This is a genomic window from Bosea sp. RAC05 (assembly GCF_001713455.1).
Lineage (GTDB): Bacteria > Pseudomonadota > Alphaproteobacteria > Rhizobiales > Beijerinckiaceae > Allobosea.
Window position 1 is genome coordinate 2,841,677 of sequence record NZ_CP016464.1, and the last position, 18,714, is coordinate 2,860,390.

Sequence of the window (18,714 nt, forward strand, 5' to 3'; positions counted from 1 at the left end):
CCCGGACCTCTGGGAGACCTGACATGGATGCGTCGTCGACACCGGCATCGAGCCTGGGCGCCACGCGGCGGATGACCGCTACGGTACCGATCTATACCGTGACGTTGTTCCTGTCGGCCTTCCTGCTGTTCGGCATCCAGCCGATGTTCGCCAAGATGGTGCTGCCGAAGCTCGGCGGCTCGCCGGGTGTGTGGTCGGTGGCGATGGTCTTCTTCCAGACCGTGCTGCTCGCCGGATACGGCTACGCGCATTGGCTCGTCAGCCGCTTCACTGTCCGTCGCGCGGCGCTGGTGCATATCGCGCTGATGGTCGCGGTTCCGCTGGTCGGCCTGCCGATCGGCATCGCGGCGGGCTTCGAACGTCCGCCGCAGGAGGGCGAGACGCTCTGGCTGATCGCGCTCTTCGCCGCCTCGGTGGGGCTGCCCTTCTTCGCCGTCGCCGCCAACGGGCCGCTGCTGCAGGCATGGTTCGCCCGCTCCGGCCATCCCCGGGCCGCCGATCCCTATTTCCTCTACGCCGCCTCGAACATCGGCAGCTTCCTCGCGCTCATCGCCTATCCCTTCCTGGTCGAGCCGGTGCTGACGCTGTCGCTGCAGTCTCATGCCTGGAGCTGGGGCTTCGGCCTGCTGCTCGCCGCCATCGCGGCCTGTGCGGGCCTGGCGATCGGCGGCGGCGCGACCGGCGTCGCGGCGACGCGCGAGCTGGCGGCGCCGGCCGCGGTCACCGGGCGCCAGAAGCTGGGCTGGGTCGCGCTCGCCTTCGTTCCCTCGGGCCTCCTCGTCGCGGTGACGGCGCATCTCTCCACCGATGTCGCCTCAGTGCCGCTGCTTTGGGTGGTGCCGCTGGCGCTGTTCCTGCTGACCTTCGTGATCGTCTTCCAGCGCCGCCCCGTCCTGCGCCATGGCTGGATGCTGACGGCCCAGCTCGTCTTCGTCGCCGCCCTGACGCTCAAGATGCTGTTTCAGCCCGGTATCGGCTGGGGCGGCGAGCTCGCGCTGCATCTGGGCCTGTTCTTCACGACGGCGATGGTCGCCCATGGCGAGCTGGCGCGGCGCCGCCCCGATGCCGCCAACCTGACCGGGTTCTATCTCTGGATGTCGCTCGGCGGCGTTCTCGGCGGCCTGTTCTGCGGCCTGTTCGCGCCCCTGCTGTTCAACTCCGTGGTCGAATACCCCATCCTGATCATCGCGGGCGTCCTCTGCCGCCCCGCCTTCACCGGCATCCGGATCTCACGCCCCGTGCGCGCCGGGCTGGTGGGCCTGGCCTTCGTCGGATTGTTCGCGATCATCGTCACCGAGCAGCAGCGCAGCGACTCCGTGCGCTCCTTCTTCGGGGTCAACCGGATCACCGAGAGCCCGGACGGCCGCTTCCGCATCCTCGTCCATGGCAGCACGGTCCATGGCGCCCAGCGCCTGCGCAACGACGACGACAGCATCGTCACCGGTCGGCCCGAGGCGCTCAGCTACTACTTCACCGGCGGCGGCATTGCCGACGGCATCGACGCTGTGCGGCGCGCGCGCGGCGGCACGCTGCATGCCGTCGCGGCGATTGGGCTGGGCACCGGCTCGCTCGCCTGCCAGACCCGGCCCGGTGAGGACTGGACCTTCTTCGAGATCGACCCGCAGGTCGCGCGCATGGCCACCGACCCGGCCCGCTTCAGCTTCATGAGCCAGTGCGCGCCAGGGGCCCGGATCGTGCTGGGCGATGCCCGACTGACCCTGTCGGATGCCGCGCCGGACTCACTCGACCTGATCGTCGTGGACGCCTTTTCCTCGGATGCGATCCCGATCCATCTGATGACGACGGAGGCGATCGGCCTCTATCTGAGCAAGCTGAAGCCGAACGGTGCGATCCTGTTCCACATCTCCAACCGGAACATGGATCTCGGCCCTGTCGTCACCGCGACCGCCCATGCGCGGGGACTGTCGACCTGGATTCGCGCATCCAACCCCACGCCGGAGCTGATGCTGCAGCGGAAGTTCTCGCCCCATGTCGCGGTCGTCGCCCGCAAGGCCGAGGATGTCGGCCTCAGCCCCGTCGAAGGGTGGGTCAGGCAGGAGGGGCCGGGCACGGCGCGGGCCTGGCGCGACGACTATGCCGACGTGATCAGCGCGATCTGGCGCAAGCTCGCGCGCTGATCGCGGCGTCAGGCCCCCGACGCGCCCTCGTGCAGCATGTCGAGGGCAATCAGCACCGACAGCCGCCGGATCTCGTCGCGCGAGAGCGGGCCGAAGCGCCTTTCGCGGTGCACGGTGCCGACCGGTCCGGCGCAGGCGAAGTGGACGAGGCCCACGGGCTTGGCCTCGCTGCCGCCACCGGGACCGGCCACCCCGGTGATGGAGACGGCGAGGCTCGACGCCAGCGCGGCCCGGCCGCCCGCCGCCATCGCCCGCGCCACCGGCTCACTGACGGCGCCATGGATCGCGAGCAGATCGTCCGGCACGCCGGCCAGGGCCGTCTTCGCCGCGTTGGAATAGGTGATCAGGCCACCCATCACGACATCCGACGAGCCCGGGATCGCCGTCAGCGCGCCGCCGACCAGCCCTCCGGTGCAGGATTCGACCGTCGCGACGGTTGCGCCCCGGGCCCGGCAGGCTTCCAGCACGGCGATCGCGTGCTGCGTGATCTCGCTGTCGAACGGCATCGGTGGCCTCCGTCGGGTCAGGGGGATGGCATCGCAGCCGGCGGATCGGGCAGGCGGATCGTCGCGGTCGCGAGCGCGGCCAGGCCTTCCTTGCGGCCGGTGAAGCCGAGGCGCTCGGAGGTCGTCGCCTTGATCGCGACCTGATCGAGCCGCACCCCGGCCGCCGTCGCGATGGCCTGGCGGATCGCTTCGCGATGCGGCCCGACCTTCGGCGCCTCGCAGACGAGGGTCAGGTCGAGGAAGTCGATCACCCCGCCGCGCGCCCGCACCCGCTCGGCCGCGAAGGCCAGGAATCGGTGCGAAGCGGCGCCGCGCCATTGCGGATCGCTCGGCGGGAAATGGGTCCCGATGTCGCCCTCGGCGAGCGCCCCCAACAGCGCATCGGTGAGGGCATGCAGCGCCACGTCGCCGTCCGAATGCGCCAGCACGCCGCGATCATGGGCGATGCGCACGCCGCCCAGCCAGACATGGTCACCCTGCGTGAAGGCGTGGACGTCGTAGCCGGTGCCGACCCGCACCACCAGCGGCCGGCCTGCGGGCGCGCCGCCCCGGTCGAAATCCTCGGGATGGGTCAGTTTCAAGTTGGCGGGCTCCCCGGGGAAGGTCGCGACCGGATGTCCGGCCCATTCCATCAGCGCAGCGTCGTCGGTGAAGCCGTCGCGACCGGCCGCGAGCGCCGCCCGGTGCGCGGCCAGCAGCACCGCGAATCCGAAGGCCTGCGGCGTCTGCACGCTGACGAGCCGGTCGCGCGGCGGGGTCTCGGCGATCCGGCCCGCATCGTCCAGCCGCTTGATCGTATCGGTGACGGGCAGGACCGGGATTGCCGCCACCCCGGCGGCGTCGACCGCCGCGATCGCCGCCCGCACGAGGTTCTCCGTGAGAAAGGGGCGGGCCGCGTCATGCACCAGAACCTGTCCCGCAAAACCGCTCGCCGCCAGCGCCTCGAGCCCGAGGCGGACCGACTCCTGACGGGTGGCGCCGCCTGGCGTCGGCGGATCGATGCGATCGTCGGTAAGGCCGGCGACGGCGTCCTGATAGCGCGCCTCGTCACCGGCGCCGATCACCACCGCAAGGCGCGCGATCCCGGGCGTCGCCAGAAAAGGAGCCAGCGCGTGCCGAAGAACCGGGCGCCCGTCCAGCAGCCGGTATTGCTTGGGAGCATCGAAGCCGGCCCTCAGCCCGCGGCCACCCGCGACGACGAGCACGGCGACGGCGGCTTGCGTGTCATCTCGTTCGGCGGCCACGGCTCTTGGTCCTGCAGGGTCTTCGGTGATAGTCGCAGGCGGCACCCGCGCCAAGCCCCCAGGCTCGCGCGGCGGCTTGCGGGGGACGTTGATGATGCGGTGCACTATTTCGTGCGAGTCCCTTGCGCTCCTGCAGCAATGTCCAATAAATATGCAAGATGCAGGTTGCCTTTAATACAGGCTCCGCCATGGCCGTTCCGCTTCCCGTGACGCTCGCGTCGCGCGCCTTGCTGGCGCCGATGTCGGGCGTGACGGACATCGTCATGCGCCGGATCGCGGCACGCCATGGCGCGGGGCTCGTCATCTCGGAGATGGTGGCCTCGGACGAGTTCGTCCGCGGCAGCGAAGAGGCGCGCATCCGGGCGGAGGGCGCCGGCATCTCGCCGCATGTCGTCCAGCTCGCCGGCTGCGACCCACATTGGCTCGGCGAGGCGGCGCGCCTGGCCGAGGCCAACGGCGCCGCCATCGTCGACATCAACATGGGCTGCCCGGCCAAGAAGGTCACCGGCGGCTGGGCCGGCTCGGCCCTGATGCGCGATCTCGACCATGCCGTCGCGCTGGTCGAGGCCGCGGTCGCCGCCGTGAAGGTGCCGGTGACGGTGAAGATGCGCCTCGGCTGGGACGATTCCTCGCGCAATGCGCCGGAGCTGGCGCGCCGCGCGGTCGCGGCGGGCGCCCGGCTGATCACGGTCCATGGCCGCACGCGCCAGCAGTTCTACAAGGGCGTCGCCGATTGGGCGGCGATCCGCGCCGTGCGGGCGGCTGGCGACTTTCCGCTCGTCGCGAACGGCGACATCCGCGATGCCGACGACGCCCGGCTGTGCCTGGCCCGGTCGGGGGCCGATCTCGTCATGGTCGGGCGCGCGGCGCTCGGGCGCCCCTGGCTCGTCGGGGCCATCGGGGCCGCGCTGGACGGGCTCGCCCCGGTCGAGCTGTCGCTCGCCCAGAAGCATGCCGTGGCGCGGGAACACTATGAGGGGCTGCTGACCCTCATGGGCAAAGCCCATGGCGTCCGCCATGCCCGCAAGCACCTGGCGGCCTATGCCGACGAGGCCGTCGCCAGCGGCGGCACCGCCGATGCGGAGCAGCGCCGCATCCTGTTGACGACCGACGAGCCGGACCGCGCCATCGCGATGCTGGCCCGCCTCTTTTCTCCCGATTGCAGCCGCGTTGCGGCCTGAACCGAAGGTGTCGCGTATGACGATGGCGTTCGCCGAGAGCGGCGGAAAGGGCAGGGACGGCTACCTGCTCGATCCGATCGAGATGCAGGCGCTGAATGTGCTGCCGATGCCCGTGGTGGTGATCGGCGAGCGCAACGGCATCCTCTACGCCAACACCGCCGCCGAGGATTTCTTCCAGTCCAGCGCGGTGGTGCTGAAGCGCCAGCGCCTCGATGACCTCATCGCCTTCGGCTCGCCCGTCCTGGCGCTCGTCGAGGAGGTTCAGCGCCGCGGGTCGAGCGTCAGCGAGTACCGGCTCGATCTCGGGTCGCCCCGGCTCGGAGCCGATCGGATCGTCGATGTTTTTGCCTCGCCTTTGCCCAGCCAGGGCGAAGCGGTCGTTCTGATGCTTCAAGAACGAACAATTGCTGAAAAAATGGACAGACAACTGACGCATCGAGGAGCAGCGCGCTCCATCACGGCGCTCGGTGCGATGCTGGCCCACGAGATCAAGAACCCGCTCTCGGGCATTCGCGGCGCCGCGCAGCTGCTGGAAGCGACCGTTCCCGACGAGGAGCGCATCCTGACTCAGCTGATCTGCGACGAGACCGACCGGATCGTGAAGCTCGTCGAGCGCGTCGAGCTCTTCGGCGACGAACGCCCGACCGAGCGCGATCCCGTCAACGTCCATGACGTGCTCGACCATGTGAAGCGCCTCGCCCAGTCCGGCTTCGCGCGCCACATCCGCTTCAGCGAGATCTATGATCCGTCCCTGCCGCCGGTCTCGGGAAACCGCGACCAACTCGTGCAGGTGCTGCTGAACCTGATGAAGAATGCGGCAGAAGCCATTGGAACACAGGCGATCGACGGCGAGGTCACCCTGACCACGGCCTACCGGCCCGGCATCCGCATGCAGGTCGCGGGATCGTCGGGCCGCATCGCGCTGCCGCTCGAAATCGGCATCCGCGACAATGGTCCCGGCGTGCCGCCCGATCTGCTGCCGCACCTGTTCGATCCCTTCGTCACCACCAAGGCCCAGGGCAGTGGCCTTGGACTTGCACTTGTCGCCAAGGTGATCGGGGATCACGGCGGGATCGTCGAATGCGAATCCGTCCCCCGCCGCACCACGTTTCGAATTCTGCTGCCTCTGCACCAGTTCCGGGCGCGGCAGGCGGATTGAGGCCTACAGGACCACAGTGAATGCCCACCGGTAACATTCTCGTCGCGGACGACGACGCCGCGATCCGCACCGTCCTCAATCAGGCCCTGGCGCGGGCGGGGTACGAGGTCAGGACCACCGGCCAGGCGGCGACGCTGTGGACCTGGGCCGCCCAAGGTCTGGGCGACCTCATCATCACCGACGTGGTGATGCCGGACGGCAACGCCTTCGACCTGCTGCCACGCATCAAGCGCGTGCGGCCGGAACTGCCGATCATCGTGATGAGCGCGCAGAACACCTTCATGACCGCGATCAAGGCCTCCGAGCGCGGCGCCTATGAATACCTGCCCAAGCCCTTCGACCTGAAGGAGCTCGTTGCCATCGTCGGCCGTGCCCTGTCGCGGCCCCGCGGCGAGGGGGCCCGGGCCAATGCGGCCGAGCCCGACGACATCCCGCTGATCGGCCGCTCCCCGGCCATGCAGGACGTCTACCGCGCGCTCGCCCGGCTGATGCCGATCGATCTGACCGTGATGATCAACGGCGAATCCGGCACGGGCAAGGAACTCGTCGCCCGCGCCCTGCACGATTACGGCAAGCGCAAGAACGGCCCCTTCGTCGCGATCAACATGGCCGCGATCCCGAAGGACCTGATCGAATCCGAGCTCTTCGGCCACGAAAAGGGCGCCTTCACCGGCGCGCTGACCCGCTCCTCGGGCCGCTTCGAGCAGGCCGAGGGCGGCACGCTCTTCCTCGACGAGATCGGCGACATGCCGATGGAGGCGCAGACGCGCCTGCTGCGCGTGCTGCAGCAGGGCGAATACACCACCGTCGGCGGCCGCACCCCGATCAAGACTAATGTCCGCATCGTCGCCGCGACCAACAAGGACCTGCGGATCTCGATCGCCCAGGGTCTGTTCCGCGAGGACCTGTTCTTCCGCCTGAACGTGGTGCCGATCCGCCTGCCGCCCCTGCGCGAGCGCGTCGAGGACATTCCCGACCTCGCGCGTCACTTCTTCTCGCTGGTCGAGAAGGAGGGGCTGCCGCGCAAGCAGATCGATTCGGAAGCGATGGACGTCATGCGGCGCTATCGCTGGCCGGGCAATGTCCGCGAACTGGAGAATCTGGTGCGCCGCCTCGCGGCGCTCTATCCCCAGGAAACCATCACCGCCCCGATCATCGAGGCGGAGCTGCAGCCGGCGACGGCGACGGCGAGCTTCTCCGGCAACCCCGCCCAGGAGAGGGCCGAAACCCTGTCGGGTTCGGTCGAGCGCCATCTCAACCAGTATTTCGGTGGCTTCGGCGACAATATCCCGCCGCCGGGCCTCTATCACCGCATTCTGCGCGAGGTCGAGCCGCCCCTGATCGCCGCGGCGCTCGCGGCGACCCGCGGCAACCAGATCCGCGCGGCTGAACTGCTCGGGCTCAACCGCAACACCCTGCGCAAGAAGATCCGCGAGCTCGACATGCAGGTGGTGCGCTCACCCCGGTGAGACGGATGGCGGCACGGCTCCGCCTTTCATATGTCATATTTTGACAACACCGTTGCGGCGGCGCATCAGTGCGGCGCTGCGGCCGGGCGCGTCCTGTGCGCCGGCCGCCAGGGAGTTGTCTGCGATCGTGTCTGCATCACCGAGTGACCTGAGGATCGTGCCGCGCGCCGAGGACACGCCGCGACGCGTGTCCGGCTGGCTGGGAGCGACGGTCGTCGTCTTCGCGCTGGTCTCGGCGCTGGTCACCTTCCTCGTGCTGTCGGGCGTCACGCCGGTGGTCCCGGTCCATCAGGTCGTCGTCGGCGTCTTCGTCCTCAATGCCCTGCTGATCCTGCTGCTTCTCGTCGTCGTCGCCTTCGAGACCGCGGTGCTGATCCGCGCGCGCCGGGCGGGTGCCGCGGCGGCGGGGCTGCACGTCCGAATCGTCGGCCTGTTCAGCATCATCGCGGCGCTGCCCGCGATCCTCGTCGCCATCATCGCCACGGTGACGATCGAGCGCGGTCTCGAGCCGTGGTTCTCGGACCGCATGCGCGACGCGATCTTCCGCTCGGTCGACGTCGCCGATGCCTATGCCGGCTCGCAATGCCAGTCGCTCGGCCGCGAGATCCGGCTGCTCTCCGACGATCTCTCCCGTGCCAGGGCCGCCTTTGATGTCGACCGCAAGTGGTTCGACAGCTTCTTGACGGCGCGGGCGACGGCGCTCGGCGTTCCCGTCGTCGCGATCATGCAGTCTCCCGACAAGGTTCTGGCGCGCGCCAACATCGACGTGCTGCGCGATGCGGCCAAGCCCGACCAGGCGGCCTTCGACGACGCCATGGCCTCGCCCGAGCCGATCTGCGTGATTCCCCCGACCGGCCGGGTCTTCGGCGCGCTGATGAAGCTGCCGGCCTATGACAACGCCTTCCTCCACATCGCGCGGCAGGTCGATCCGCTCGCGGTCGAGTTCCCGGCCATCGCGCGGGCCGCAGCGACGGAGTATCTCTCGATCGACGCGCGGCGGAAGGGGGTCCAGATCGCCTTCGCCTCGATGTACGGGCTGATCGCCGTCATCCTGCTGCTCTCGGCGATCTGGCTCGGCCTGAGCTTCGCCAATGCGCTGGTCGCGCCGATCCGCCGGATGATCCACGCCACCGACCAGGTTTCCAGCGGCAATTTCTACGTCCAGGTTCCGATCCGCCGTTCCGAGGGCGACCTCGCCCATCTCGGCGAAACCTTCAACAAGATGACCGCGGAACTCCGCCGCCAGCGCGACGGGCTGGTCACCGCCAGCGAGGTCATCGACCGCAGGCGCCGCTTCACCGAAACCGTGCTGTCGGGCGTCTCGTCCGGCGTGCTCAGCCTCGACGGCGACGGCCACATCACCATCATCAACCGCTCGGCCGAGAGCCTGCTGGGCACCGGCGGCCGGCTGCTGGGCCAGCCGATCGCGGCCGTCGCCCCCGAGATCGCCACCTTCGTCACGGAAGCCCTCACCGGGCGCCAGCGCCAGACCTCCGGCCAGATCGCGATCACCCGCGCCGGACGCGACCGCATGGTCAATGTCCGCGCCGCCCGCGAGGGCGAGGGGGCCGGCGCCGGTCTCGTGGTCACCCTCGACGACATTACCGATCTGGTCTCGGCGCAGCGCACCGCCGCCTGGGCCGACGTGGCGCGCCGCATCGCCCATGAGATCAAGAATCCGCTCACGCCGATCCAGCTCTCGGCCGAGCGCATCCGGCGGAAGTTCGGGCGCGTGATCGTGGAGGACAAGGAGGTCTTCGAGCAGTGCACGGCGACGATCGTCCGCCAGGTCGAGGACATCCGCCGCATGGTCGACGAGTTTTCCTCCTTCGCCCGCATGCCGAAGCCCTCGCTGGCCCGCGACGACATCGCCGAGACGGTTCGCCAGATCGTCTTCCTGATGCGCGTCGGCAATCCCGAGCTGACGATTACCGAGAATCTGCCCGACGGGCCGGCGATGGCGCGCTTCGACCGTCGCCTGCTCTCCCAGGCCCTGACCAATGTGATCAAGAACGCCACCGAGGCGATCGAGGCCGTGCCGATGGACGAGCGCGGGCCCGGACGGATCGATGTCGTTTTCGAGCGGCGCGAGGATGGCCGGATCGTCATCGACGTGATCGACAACGGCAAGGGTCTGCCGGCCGACCAGCGCCAGAAGCTGCTGGAGCCCTATATGACGACCCGCGAGGGCGGCACGGGGCTGGGCCTCGCGATCGTCGGCAAGATTCTCGAGGACCATGGCGGTGGCATCGACCTGCTCGATCGTCCGGATGCGGGCGAGGGCGGGCGCGGCGCCCGTGTCCGGCTTTGGTTCCCGGAGACCGGACCGGCCGAGGAGAACCCGGAAGGCGGCCGTAGCGACCAAGCTCGCGACGCGGCGGCGGCACGGCAACAACATGATGGGGCACGCGTATGAGCGCTGACATTCTGGTCGTCGACGACGAGGCCGACATCCGCGAGCTGGTCGCCGGCCTGCTCGAGGACGAGGGCTATCGGACGCGCAAGGCGAGTTCCGCCGACGAGGCGCTCGCGGCGATCGCGGCGCGCCGTCCCAATCTCGTCTTTCTCGACATCTGGCTCCAGGGCAGCCGCCTCGACGGGCTGCAGGTGCTGGAACTGGTCAAGCAGGCCCATCCCGACCTCGCGGTGGTGATGATCTCGGGCCATGGCAACATCGAGACCGCCGTCTCGGCCATTAAGAGCGGCGCCTATGACTTCATCGAGAAGCCGTTCAAGGCCGACCGGCTGGTCCTCGTCGCCGAGCGGGCGCTGGAGGCGTCGCGGCTGCGGCGCGAGGTGCGCGAACTCAAGAAGGGTTCGGTCCAGGCCAGCCGCATCGTCGGCAAGTCGACCGTCGTGAACCAGCTGCGCCAGACGATCGAGCGCGTCGCACCGACCAATGCGCGCGTCCTCATCACCGGTGAGCCCGGCTGCGGCAAGGAACTGGCCGCCCGCACCCTGCACGAGGCCTCGACGCGGGCCACCGGCCCCTTCGTGGTGATCAACGCGGCCACCATCACCCCCGAGACGATGGAAGAGGAGCTCTTCGGCGTCGAGGCCGGGGACGGCCGTTCCCGCCGCGTCGGTGCGCTGGAGGAGGCCCATGGCGGCTCGCTCTACATCGACGAGATCGGCGACATGCCGCGCGAGACCCAGAACCGCATCCTGCGCGTGCTGGTCGACCAGAACTTCCAGCGTGTCGGCGGCGCGACGCGGGTTCATGTCGACGTCCGCGTCATCTCCTCGACCAGCCGCGACCTCGCCCAGCTGATCTCGGGCGGGCAGTTCCGCGAGGACCTCTATCACCGGCTCTCGGTCGTTCCGGTCAAGGTGCCGGCGCTCTCCGAGCGCCGCGAGGACGTGCCGGAGCTGATCGAGTTCTTCATGGAGCAGATCTCGATCGCGTCCGGCCTGCCCAAGCGCCGGATCGGGCAGGACGCCATGGCCGTGCTGCAGTCGCATGAATGGCCCGGCAACGTTCGCGAGCTCAGAAACAATGTCGAGCGGCTGATGATCCTGACCAAGGGCGATCCCACCGCCGACATCACCGTCGACATGCTGCCGGCCGAGGTCGGCGCCATGGTGCCGACGACGCCGTCCGGCTCCGGTGGCGAGCGCCTGATGAGCCTGCCGCTGCGCGATGCGCGCGAAATCTTCGAGCGCGAGTATCTGATCGCGCAGATCGCGCGCTTCTCCGGGAACATCTCCCGGACCGCCGAATTCATCGGAATGGAGCGCTCGGCCCTGCATCGGAAGCTGAAATCGCTCGGCGTGGGCTGAGGCCGGCAGGCATGGCTTGCATGAGCGCGTGCGCGCGGCGCAGGCCCTTCGCCGCAATGCGAAGCAATGTTGCACTTGCGTTGTAGGCGGAGTCAGCGATCTAATGCGGGATCGGTGTCCCGAAGTGGCGCGCGGTCTCGCGCCGCCAACGGGACGAATTGGATCGCGGGCTTGAACCCGATGAGCGATCCCAACAACAGGGGCTACCCATGGCCGCAGAGCGGGCTCAAAACCTTCAGGACACGTTCCTCAACTACGTGCGCAAGCAGAAGATTCCGCTGACGATCTTCCTCGTCAACGGCGTTAAGCTGCAGGGCGTCGTCACCTGGTTCGACAATTTCTGCGTGCTGCTGCGCCGCGACGGGCATTCGCAGCTCGTCTACAAGCACGCCATCTCGACGATCATGCCCGGCCAGCCGGTGCAGCTGTTCGAGCCCGAGGAACAGGACAAGGCCTGACCCCGATGGGCGCCCGCAGCGATGCGGACGAGGCGCGGACGGCCACCAAGCCGCTCGACGCCATTGAGCGCGAGATCGCAGCCAACACCCGCGCCTATGTCGTCGGCCCCTATCAGCAGCGTCGCGGTGCCGGAGACGCCAACCAGCGCTCCTTCGCCGCGCGCCTCGACGAGGCCGTCGGTCTGGCGGCCGCGATCGACCTGACCGTGGTCGAACCGATCCAGGTCATGCTGACCGCGCTGCGGCCGGCGACCTATCTCGGGAAGGGCAAGGTCGAGGAGATCGCCGAGCGTATCAAGCTCGAGGAGATCGGCCTCGTCGTGATGGACTGCGCACTCTCGCCGGTGCAGCAGCGCAATCTCGAAAAGGCCTTCGGCTGCAAGGTCATCGACCGCACTGGCCTGATTCTCGAGATCTTCGGCCGCCGGGCGCGCACCAAGGAAGGCGCGCTGCAGGTCGAACTCGCCCATCTCAACTACCAGAAGAGCCGGCTGGTGCGGTCCTGGACCCATCTCGAGCGCCAGCGCGGCGGCTTCGGCTTCCTCGGCGGCCCCGGCGAAACCCAGATCGAGGCCGACCGGCGCATCATCCAGGAGCGGATGACCAAGATCGAGCGCGATCTGGAAGCGGTCAAGCGCACGCGCGGTCTGCATCGCGCCAGCCGCAAGCGTGTGCCTTATCCGGTCGTGGCGCTGGTCGGCTACACCAATGCCGGCAAGTCGACCCTGTTCAACCGGCTTACCTCCGCCGAGGTGCTGGCGCAGGACATGCTCTTCGCCACGCTCGACCCGACGGCCCGCGCGCTGAAGCTGCCGCATGGCGCCCGGATCATGCTGTCGGACACGGTGGGCTTCATCTCCGACCTGCCGACACAGCTCGTCGCCGCCTTCCGCGCCACATTGGAGGACGCCATCGAGGCCGATGTGCTGCTCCATGTCCGCGACGTCGCCCATGAGGACACCACCGCCCAGGCCGCCGACGTTCAGGCGATCCTGCGCGATCTCGGCATCGACCCCGATGACGGCCAGCGTGTCGTCGAGGTCTGGAACAAGTCCGACCTGCTGGCGCCGGAGGAGCGCGAGCGCCAGCTCGGCCTCGCCGGTCTGAAGCCCGAGGTCTCGCGTCCGGTCCTGGTCTCGGCCCTGACCGGCGATGGCATCGGACGGCTCACCGACGCGATCGAGAGCCGAATCGCCCGCAGCCGCCCGATCTATCGCCTGGCCTTGCCCCCCGGGGACGGTCAGTCGCTGGCCTGGCTGCACGCCAATGGCGAGATCCTCGAACGCCGCGACGCCGAGGACGGCACGCTGGACCTGACGGTCCGGCTGCCGCCCGAGCGGGAAGGGGCCTTCGGCGCCCGCTTCCCCGAGGCGCAGCGGGAGATCTAGGCAGGCGGACGGAGCGCGCCCGAGGCTGCGGCCGGCGCGCTTGTTCATCGCGTCTTAACGCTGGGCCGATACCCCTTGGAGCCTGTCTTCTACGCCAGCCTCCGCGGTTTCTCATGCGTCATTCCGGCCTTCACACCTCCGCGCAAGAGATTGCCGCCGAAGCCTTTTCCGACGATGCGCCGGACCTGCCCACGGAGCAGGGCGGCCCGGTCTACGTCCGGTCGCGCGCCAATCCGCTGGCGCTGGTGAAGCCCGGCGAGGCTCCCGCTGCGCCGCCTCACCCCGAACCGCCGCAGGTCCGCTTCTGGCGCACGCCGGATCGTCTGATCGGCAGCGTCTGGGCGCGCGGCGCCGGGATCGAAGTCGCGCTGGGCGACGACGAGTCGGATATCGATGAGATCGAAGTCGAGTCGCTCGTCGAGATGTCGGGCCATGCCGCTGTCGACGAGGTCGTCGTTGATGAGGCCTTCGCGGATGACGCTCATGAGCCGGCTCCGCTGACGCCCTTCGATCTGATCTCGGATCACGCCTTCTGGGAAGTCGTCGCCGCCGATGTCGCCGAGGACGAGACCGGCCGCACGGCCGCCGCACCCCGGGCCGAGGCGCCCGCCGCCATGCCACGTCCCGCGCGGCCGGCCGCGCCCGTCGCCGCGAGGCCGCCGGCCCGCAGCGCGGCCCGCAAGGCTGAGCCGCAGCATGCAACGCCTGTTCGGGCGATAGCGATGCGCCCGGCTGCGCAGGCAATGGTCACGCCCGTCGCGCCGGCCCCCCTCGCCGAGTCGGTCTCAGCCGGTCCGGCGCGCGGTGTCGTCGTGACCCGCCGCGCGCGGGCCGAGATGGCGATGCCAGAGCCCGTCGCGGCACCGGTGGCTGCGCCGGTGCCGGAGCGTGCGGAGGTCCGCGTCGCGCCGCCGGCGCCCTTCGAGCTGCCCGATATCGCCATTCTCGGCGAGCCGCCGGCGGTCGAGACGGCGATCCCCACCGAGGTACTCCAGCAGAATGCCGGCTTCCTCGAAGGCGTGCTGGAGGATTTCAACGTCAGGGGCGAGATCGTCCAGGCCTGCCCCGGCCCTGTGGTGACGCTCTACGAGCTGGAGCCGGCTCCGGGCACGAAGTCCTCGCGGGTGATCTCGCTGGCCGACGACATTGCGCGCTCGATGAGTGCGATCTCGGCGCGCGTGGCGGTGATTCCCGGCAAGAACGCCATCGGCATCGAATTGCCCAACGCCAAGCGCGAGACGGTTTATCTGCGCGAGCTGCTGGCGAGCCAGGATTTCGAGAGCTCCAAGCACAAGCTCGCTTTGGGCCTCGGCAAGACCATCGGCGGTGAGCCGGTGATCGTCGATCTCGCCAAGATGCCCCATCTCCTGGTCGCCGGCACGACCGGCTCGGGCAAGTCGGTGGCGATCAACACGATGATCCTGTCGCTGCTCTACCGGCTCAAGCCCGAGCAGTGCCGGCTGATCATGGTGGATCCCAAGATGCTGGAGCTGTCGGTCTATGACGGCATCCCGCATCTGCTCACCCCCGTCGTCACCGACCCGAAGAAGGCGGTCGTCGCCCTGAAATGGGCGGTGCGCGAGATGGAGGAGCGCTACAAGAAGATGTCGAAGCTCTCGGTGCGCAACATCGACGGCTTCAACGCCCGCGTGGGCGAGGCCAAGGCCGCCGGCGAGGTCATCACCCGCACGGTCCAGACCGGCTTCGACCGCCACTCCGGCGAGGCTGTTTACGAGGACGAGGTCATGGACCTCGAGCCCTTGCCCTATATCGTCGTGATCGTCGACGAGATGGCCGACCTGATGATGGTCGCCGGCAAGGAGATCGAGGGCACGATCCAGCGCCTCGCCCAGATGGCCCGTGCCGCGGGCATCCATGTCGTGCTGGCGACGCAGCGCCCATCGGTCGACGTCATCACCGGCACGATCAAGGCGAATTTCCCGACGCGCATCTCCTTCCAGGTCACGAGCAAGATCGACTCACGCACGATCCTCGGCGAGATGGGCGCCGAGCAGCTGCTGGGCCAGGGCGACATGCTCTACATGGCCGGCGGCGGGCGCATCACCCGCGTCCACGGCCCCTTCGTCTCGGATGCCGAGGTCGAGAAGGTCGTCGCCCATCTCAAGACGCAAGGCCGGCCGCAATATCTCGACGCCGTCACCTCCGAGGAGGAAGAGGCTGCGCCCGAGGGCGAGGACGGCGCCGTCTTCGACAAGGGCGCGCTGGCCGCGGCCGAGAGCGAGGACCCTTACGACCAGGCGGTGGCGGTGGTGCTGCGCGACAAGAAGGCCTCGACCTCCTACATCCAGCGACGCCTGCAGATCGGCTACAACCGCGCCGCCTCGATCATGGAGCGGATGGAGAACGAGGGCATCGTCGGCCCCGCCAACCACGCCGGCAAACGCGAAATCCTCGTCGAAACCGGCAGGGCCAGGGAAGACGAAGACTAGCGGCGGTACAGCTGCCGGCCTGCGCCGGGGCTGAACCGGTTGTGGGAGCTGGGCGTAGTCATCGCAACGACAGGAGCGCTGCGATGAGGCCGACAGGATCTTCAACCGACCGCCGGTGCCCGCCGAGAGCCGCGCGGTGAAGAGCCTCGTCCTGATCCTCGGCGACCAGCTCAGCCGCGACCTCTCCGCGCTCGACGGCTTTGACCCCCAGCGAGACGTCGTGCTGATGGTCGAGGTGGCGGAGGAGACGACCTATGTCCCCCATCACAAGCAGAAGATCGCCTTCATTCTCGCGGCGATGCGCCATTTTGCGCAGGAGTTGCGCGAGGAGGGGCTGAGCGTCGACTATGTCGCGCTCGACGATCCCGCCAATACCGGCTCCTTCTCGGGCGAGTTGGCGCGCGCCATCGCCCGCCACCGGCCCGATCGCGTCGTCGTCACCGAGCCCGGCGAATGGCGCGTGCGCCGGATGATGGACGACTGGGCGCAGGATCTCGGGCTCCCCGTCGAGATCCGCGACGACGACCGCTTCCTCTGCTCGCGTGCCGATTTCGCCGCCTGGGCCGACGGGCGCAAATCCTATCGCATGGAGTTCTTCTACCGCGAGATGCGCCGTCGCACCGGGCTCTTGATGGAGGATGACGGGCCCGTCGGCGGGCAATGGAATTTCGACGCGGAGAACCGCAAGCGCCTGCCGGCGTCGCTGACGCTTCCGCCCCGCGGGCGCACGGCCCCGGACGCGGTCACGCGCGAGGTCATGGCGCTGGTCGCGGACCGTTTTCCGGATCACTTCGGCGATCTCGACGGCTTTGGCTGGGCCGTGACGCGCACCGACGCGCTGGCCGCACTCGACCATTTCATCGCGGACGCCCTGCCGTCCTTCGGCGACTATCAGGATGCGATGGCTGAAGATGAGCCGTTCCTCTTCCATGCCTTGCTGTCGCCCTATCTCAATATCGGCCTGCTGCTGCCGCGCGAGGTCTGTGTCGCCGCCGAGACCGCCTGGCGCGCCGGCAAGGCGCCGCTCAACGCCGTCGAGGGCTTCATCCGCCAGATCCTCGGCTGGCGCGAATATGTCCGCGGCATCTACTGGCTCGAGATGCCCGCCTATGCGCAGACCAATGCGCTCGCGGCCGACCGCCCTTTGCCCTGGTTCTACTGGTCGGGCGAGACGGACATGAACTGCATGGCCAACGCCATCGCCGACACCCGCCGCAACGCCTATGCGCATCACATCCAGCGGCTGATGGTGACCGGCAACTTCGCGCTGCTCGCCGGCATCCGCCCGGCCGAGATCGAGGCCTGGTATCTCGCCGTCTATGCCGACGCCTTCGAATGGGTCGAGCTGCCCAACACCCACGGGATGGCGATCTTCGCCGATGGTGGGCTGCTGGGCTCGAAGCCCTATGCCGCCTCGGGCGCCTATATCGACCGGATGTCGGATTATTGCGGGTCCTGCGCCTATGATCCGAAGATCAAGACCGGGAAGGGGGCCTGCCCCTTCAATCCGCTCTACTGGGACTTCCTGATCCGCAACCGCGACCGGCTCGGCAACAACCCGCGCATGGCGATGCCCTACAAGAATCTGGCCCGGATGACGCCGGCTCATGTCGAGACGATCCGGCGCGAGGCCGCCGCCATCCTCGATGGACTCGACGCTCCGCCTTCGGCGCCACCGGCCGGGCAGCCGGACCTGTTCGGCTGATCGCGTCCCGCCATTTCCTTCGCGCGCGTTTGCGACGATGCTGCGCGCCGGCCCGATCGGGGCCTCCGCGGATTCGCTGTCCGCTCTCTGTCCCCAGGCGCGATGTTCCGGTTTCTCCACACCTCCGACCTGCATATCGGCAAGCGCTTCGGCACCATGCCCGACGAGCTGCGCGGCCGGCTGCGCGAGGCGCGCCATACCGTGCTCGACCGGCTGGCGGCGCAGGCGCGGGCCGGCGGGGCGCAGACCGTTCTGCTGGCGGGCGACAGCTTCGACACGGAGACGCCGAGCCCGGCCATGCTGCGCCAGGCGCTCGCCGCCATGGCGGGCCATGCGCCGCTGCGCTGGATCATCCTGCCCGGCAACCATGACTCGCTGCTCGCCGACGAGCTCTGGGCCGCGACACGCGCCGCCCTGCCGGGCAATGTCGTGCTGGCGACGGAGGCCGCGCCGCTCGCGCTTGCACCCGATGTCGTGATCCTGCCCGCGCCCTGCACGACGCGGCGCCCGGGCCGCGACCTGACCGACTGGATGGACTCAGCCCCCACGCCGGAGGGCGCGCTGCGCATCGGCCTCGCCCATGGCGCGATCCAGAGCTTTTCCGAAGATGGCGGCGGCCTCGACATCATCGCACCCGACCGGGCGATACGCGCCGGGCTGGACTATCTCGCGCTGGGCGACTGGCACGGCCAGATGCCGATCGGTCCGCGCAGCTGGTACTCCGGCTCGCCGGAGCCCGACCGCTTCAAGCATGATGAGCCGGGCCGGGCGCTCTTGGTCTCGCTCGCCGGTCCCGGCGCGGTGCCCGATGTCGCGCCCGTGGAGACCGGCAGCTTCGACTGGCGCAGCCTGCCGCTCGACCTGCTCTCCGGCGATGATGGTGCCTCGGCTCTGACAGAGCGTCTGCCGGCCGGCCCCGTCCGCCGGCAGACCCTTTTGCGCGTCGTCGCCGCGGGGCGCCTGCGGCCACAGGCGCGCGCCGGGCTCGAGGCCGCGATCGCGGCGGTCGCGCCGGAATTCGCCTTCCTGCAACTGGACGCCGAGGCCCTGGCGACGGATTGCGAGAGCGACGATCTCGACGCGATCGACCGGGCCGGGGCGCTGCGCCAGGCCGCGGACGCGCTCCTCACGGAGAGCCTCGACGAGGCCCGGTCCGCAGCCGAGCGCCAGGCGGCGCGCGACGCGCTGGCGCGGCTGTTCTCCTATTGCGCGGCCATGCCGTCATGAGGTGCCCGG

The 18,714-nt window shown here is 69.3% G+C and carries 13 protein-coding genes; 11 read left to right on the forward strand and 2 right to left on the reverse strand.

All coding sequences use genetic code 11. The annotated features are described in order from the left end of the window. Nucleotides 1-23 precede the first annotated feature (23 nt). The gene (locus BSY19_RS16955; protein ID WP_069055172.1) at nucleotides 24-2,138 is read left to right on the forward strand and encodes a spermidine synthase; all 2,115 of its coding nucleotides are present in this window, start codon (nucleotides 24-26) and stop codon (nucleotides 2,136-2,138) included. 8 nt (nucleotides 2,139-2,146) lie between these two features. On the opposite strand, the gene BSY19_RS16960 is transcribed toward BSY19_RS16955, so the two are convergent. Together BSY19_RS16960 and BSY19_RS16965 are read right to left on the reverse strand one after the other, a co-directional pair. Beyond that, nucleotides 2,147-2,644: a CinA family protein gene (locus tag BSY19_RS16960; protein ID WP_069055173.1), complete on the reverse strand. Its 498-nt coding sequence runs from the start codon at nucleotides 2,642-2,644 to the stop codon at nucleotides 2,147-2,149. 17 nt (nucleotides 2,645-2,661) lie between these two features. Continuing rightward, complete coding sequence (locus tag BSY19_RS16965) at nucleotides 2,662-3,888, reverse strand: bifunctional 2-C-methyl-D-erythritol 4-phosphate cytidylyltransferase/2-C-methyl-D-erythritol 2,4-cyclodiphosphate synthase (RefSeq protein WP_069055174.1); 1,227 nt, start codon at nucleotides 3,886-3,888, stop codon at nucleotides 2,662-2,664. A gap of 188 nt (nucleotides 3,889-4,076) precedes the next feature. Here BSY19_RS16965 and dusB point away from each other — a divergent pair, with 188 nt between their 5' ends. The 10 genes from dusB to BSY19_RS17015 all read left to right on the forward strand — a co-directional run bounded on the left by dusB (nucleotide 4,077) and on the right by BSY19_RS17015 (nucleotide 18,705). Continuing rightward, complete coding sequence (gene dusB, locus BSY19_RS16970; RefSeq protein ID WP_236840381.1) at nucleotides 4,077-5,069, forward strand: tRNA dihydrouridine synthase DusB; 993 nt, start codon at nucleotides 4,077-4,079, stop codon at nucleotides 5,067-5,069. Between the two features lie 82 nt (nucleotides 5,070-5,151). Next, nucleotides 5,152-6,228, forward strand: coding sequence for a two-component system sensor histidine kinase NtrB (locus BSY19_RS16975; RefSeq protein ID WP_069057190.1), 1,077 nt, complete (start codon nucleotides 5,152-5,154; stop codon nucleotides 6,226-6,228). A 20-nt stretch (nucleotides 6,229-6,248) separates the two neighbouring features. Further along, nucleotides 6,249-7,697 carry a nitrogen regulation protein NR(I) gene (ntrC, locus tag BSY19_RS16980; protein WP_069055176.1) on the forward strand — a complete coding sequence of 483 codons (1,449 nt, stop codon included), beginning with the start codon at nucleotides 6,249-6,251 and terminating at the stop codon, nucleotides 7,695-7,697. A gap of 127 nt (nucleotides 7,698-7,824) precedes the next feature. Beyond that, nucleotides 7,825-10,113, forward strand: coding sequence for a sensor histidine kinase NtrY-like (locus tag BSY19_RS16985; RefSeq protein ID WP_236840382.1), 2,289 nt, complete (start codon nucleotides 7,825-7,827; stop codon nucleotides 10,111-10,113). After that, on the forward strand, nucleotides 10,110-11,477 hold the full coding sequence (ntrX, locus tag BSY19_RS16990) for a nitrogen assimilation response regulator NtrX (protein WP_069055178.1): 1,368 nt from the start codon (nucleotides 10,110-10,112) through the stop codon (nucleotides 11,475-11,477). Before BSY19_RS16985 ends, ntrX begins: the two co-directional genes overlap by 4 nt. A gap of 209 nt (nucleotides 11,478-11,686) precedes the next feature. After that, on the forward strand, nucleotides 11,687-11,935 hold the full coding sequence (gene hfq, locus BSY19_RS16995) for an RNA chaperone Hfq (RefSeq protein WP_054141683.1): 249 nt from the start codon (nucleotides 11,687-11,689) through the stop codon (nucleotides 11,933-11,935). A 5-nt stretch (nucleotides 11,936-11,940) separates the two neighbouring features. After that, nucleotides 11,941-13,323, forward strand: coding sequence for a GTPase HflX (gene hflX, locus BSY19_RS17000; RefSeq protein WP_069055179.1), 1,383 nt, complete (start codon nucleotides 11,941-11,943; stop codon nucleotides 13,321-13,323). Nucleotides 13,324-13,436: 113 nt separating this feature from the next. Then, on the forward strand, nucleotides 13,437-15,773 hold the full coding sequence (locus BSY19_RS17005) for a DNA translocase FtsK (protein WP_069055180.1): 2,337 nt from the start codon (nucleotides 13,437-13,439) through the stop codon (nucleotides 15,771-15,773). A gap of 136 nt (nucleotides 15,774-15,909) precedes the next feature. Further along, a complete protein-coding gene (locus BSY19_RS17010) occupies nucleotides 15,910-17,478 on the forward strand; it encodes a cryptochrome/photolyase family protein (RefSeq protein WP_069057191.1) in 1,569 nt (522 codons plus the stop codon). A gap of 102 nt (nucleotides 17,479-17,580) precedes the next feature. Next, complete coding sequence (locus tag BSY19_RS17015) at nucleotides 17,581-18,705, forward strand: metallophosphoesterase family protein (protein WP_069055181.1); 1,125 nt, start codon at nucleotides 17,581-17,583, stop codon at nucleotides 18,703-18,705. Nucleotides 18,706-18,714 lie beyond the last annotated feature (9 nt).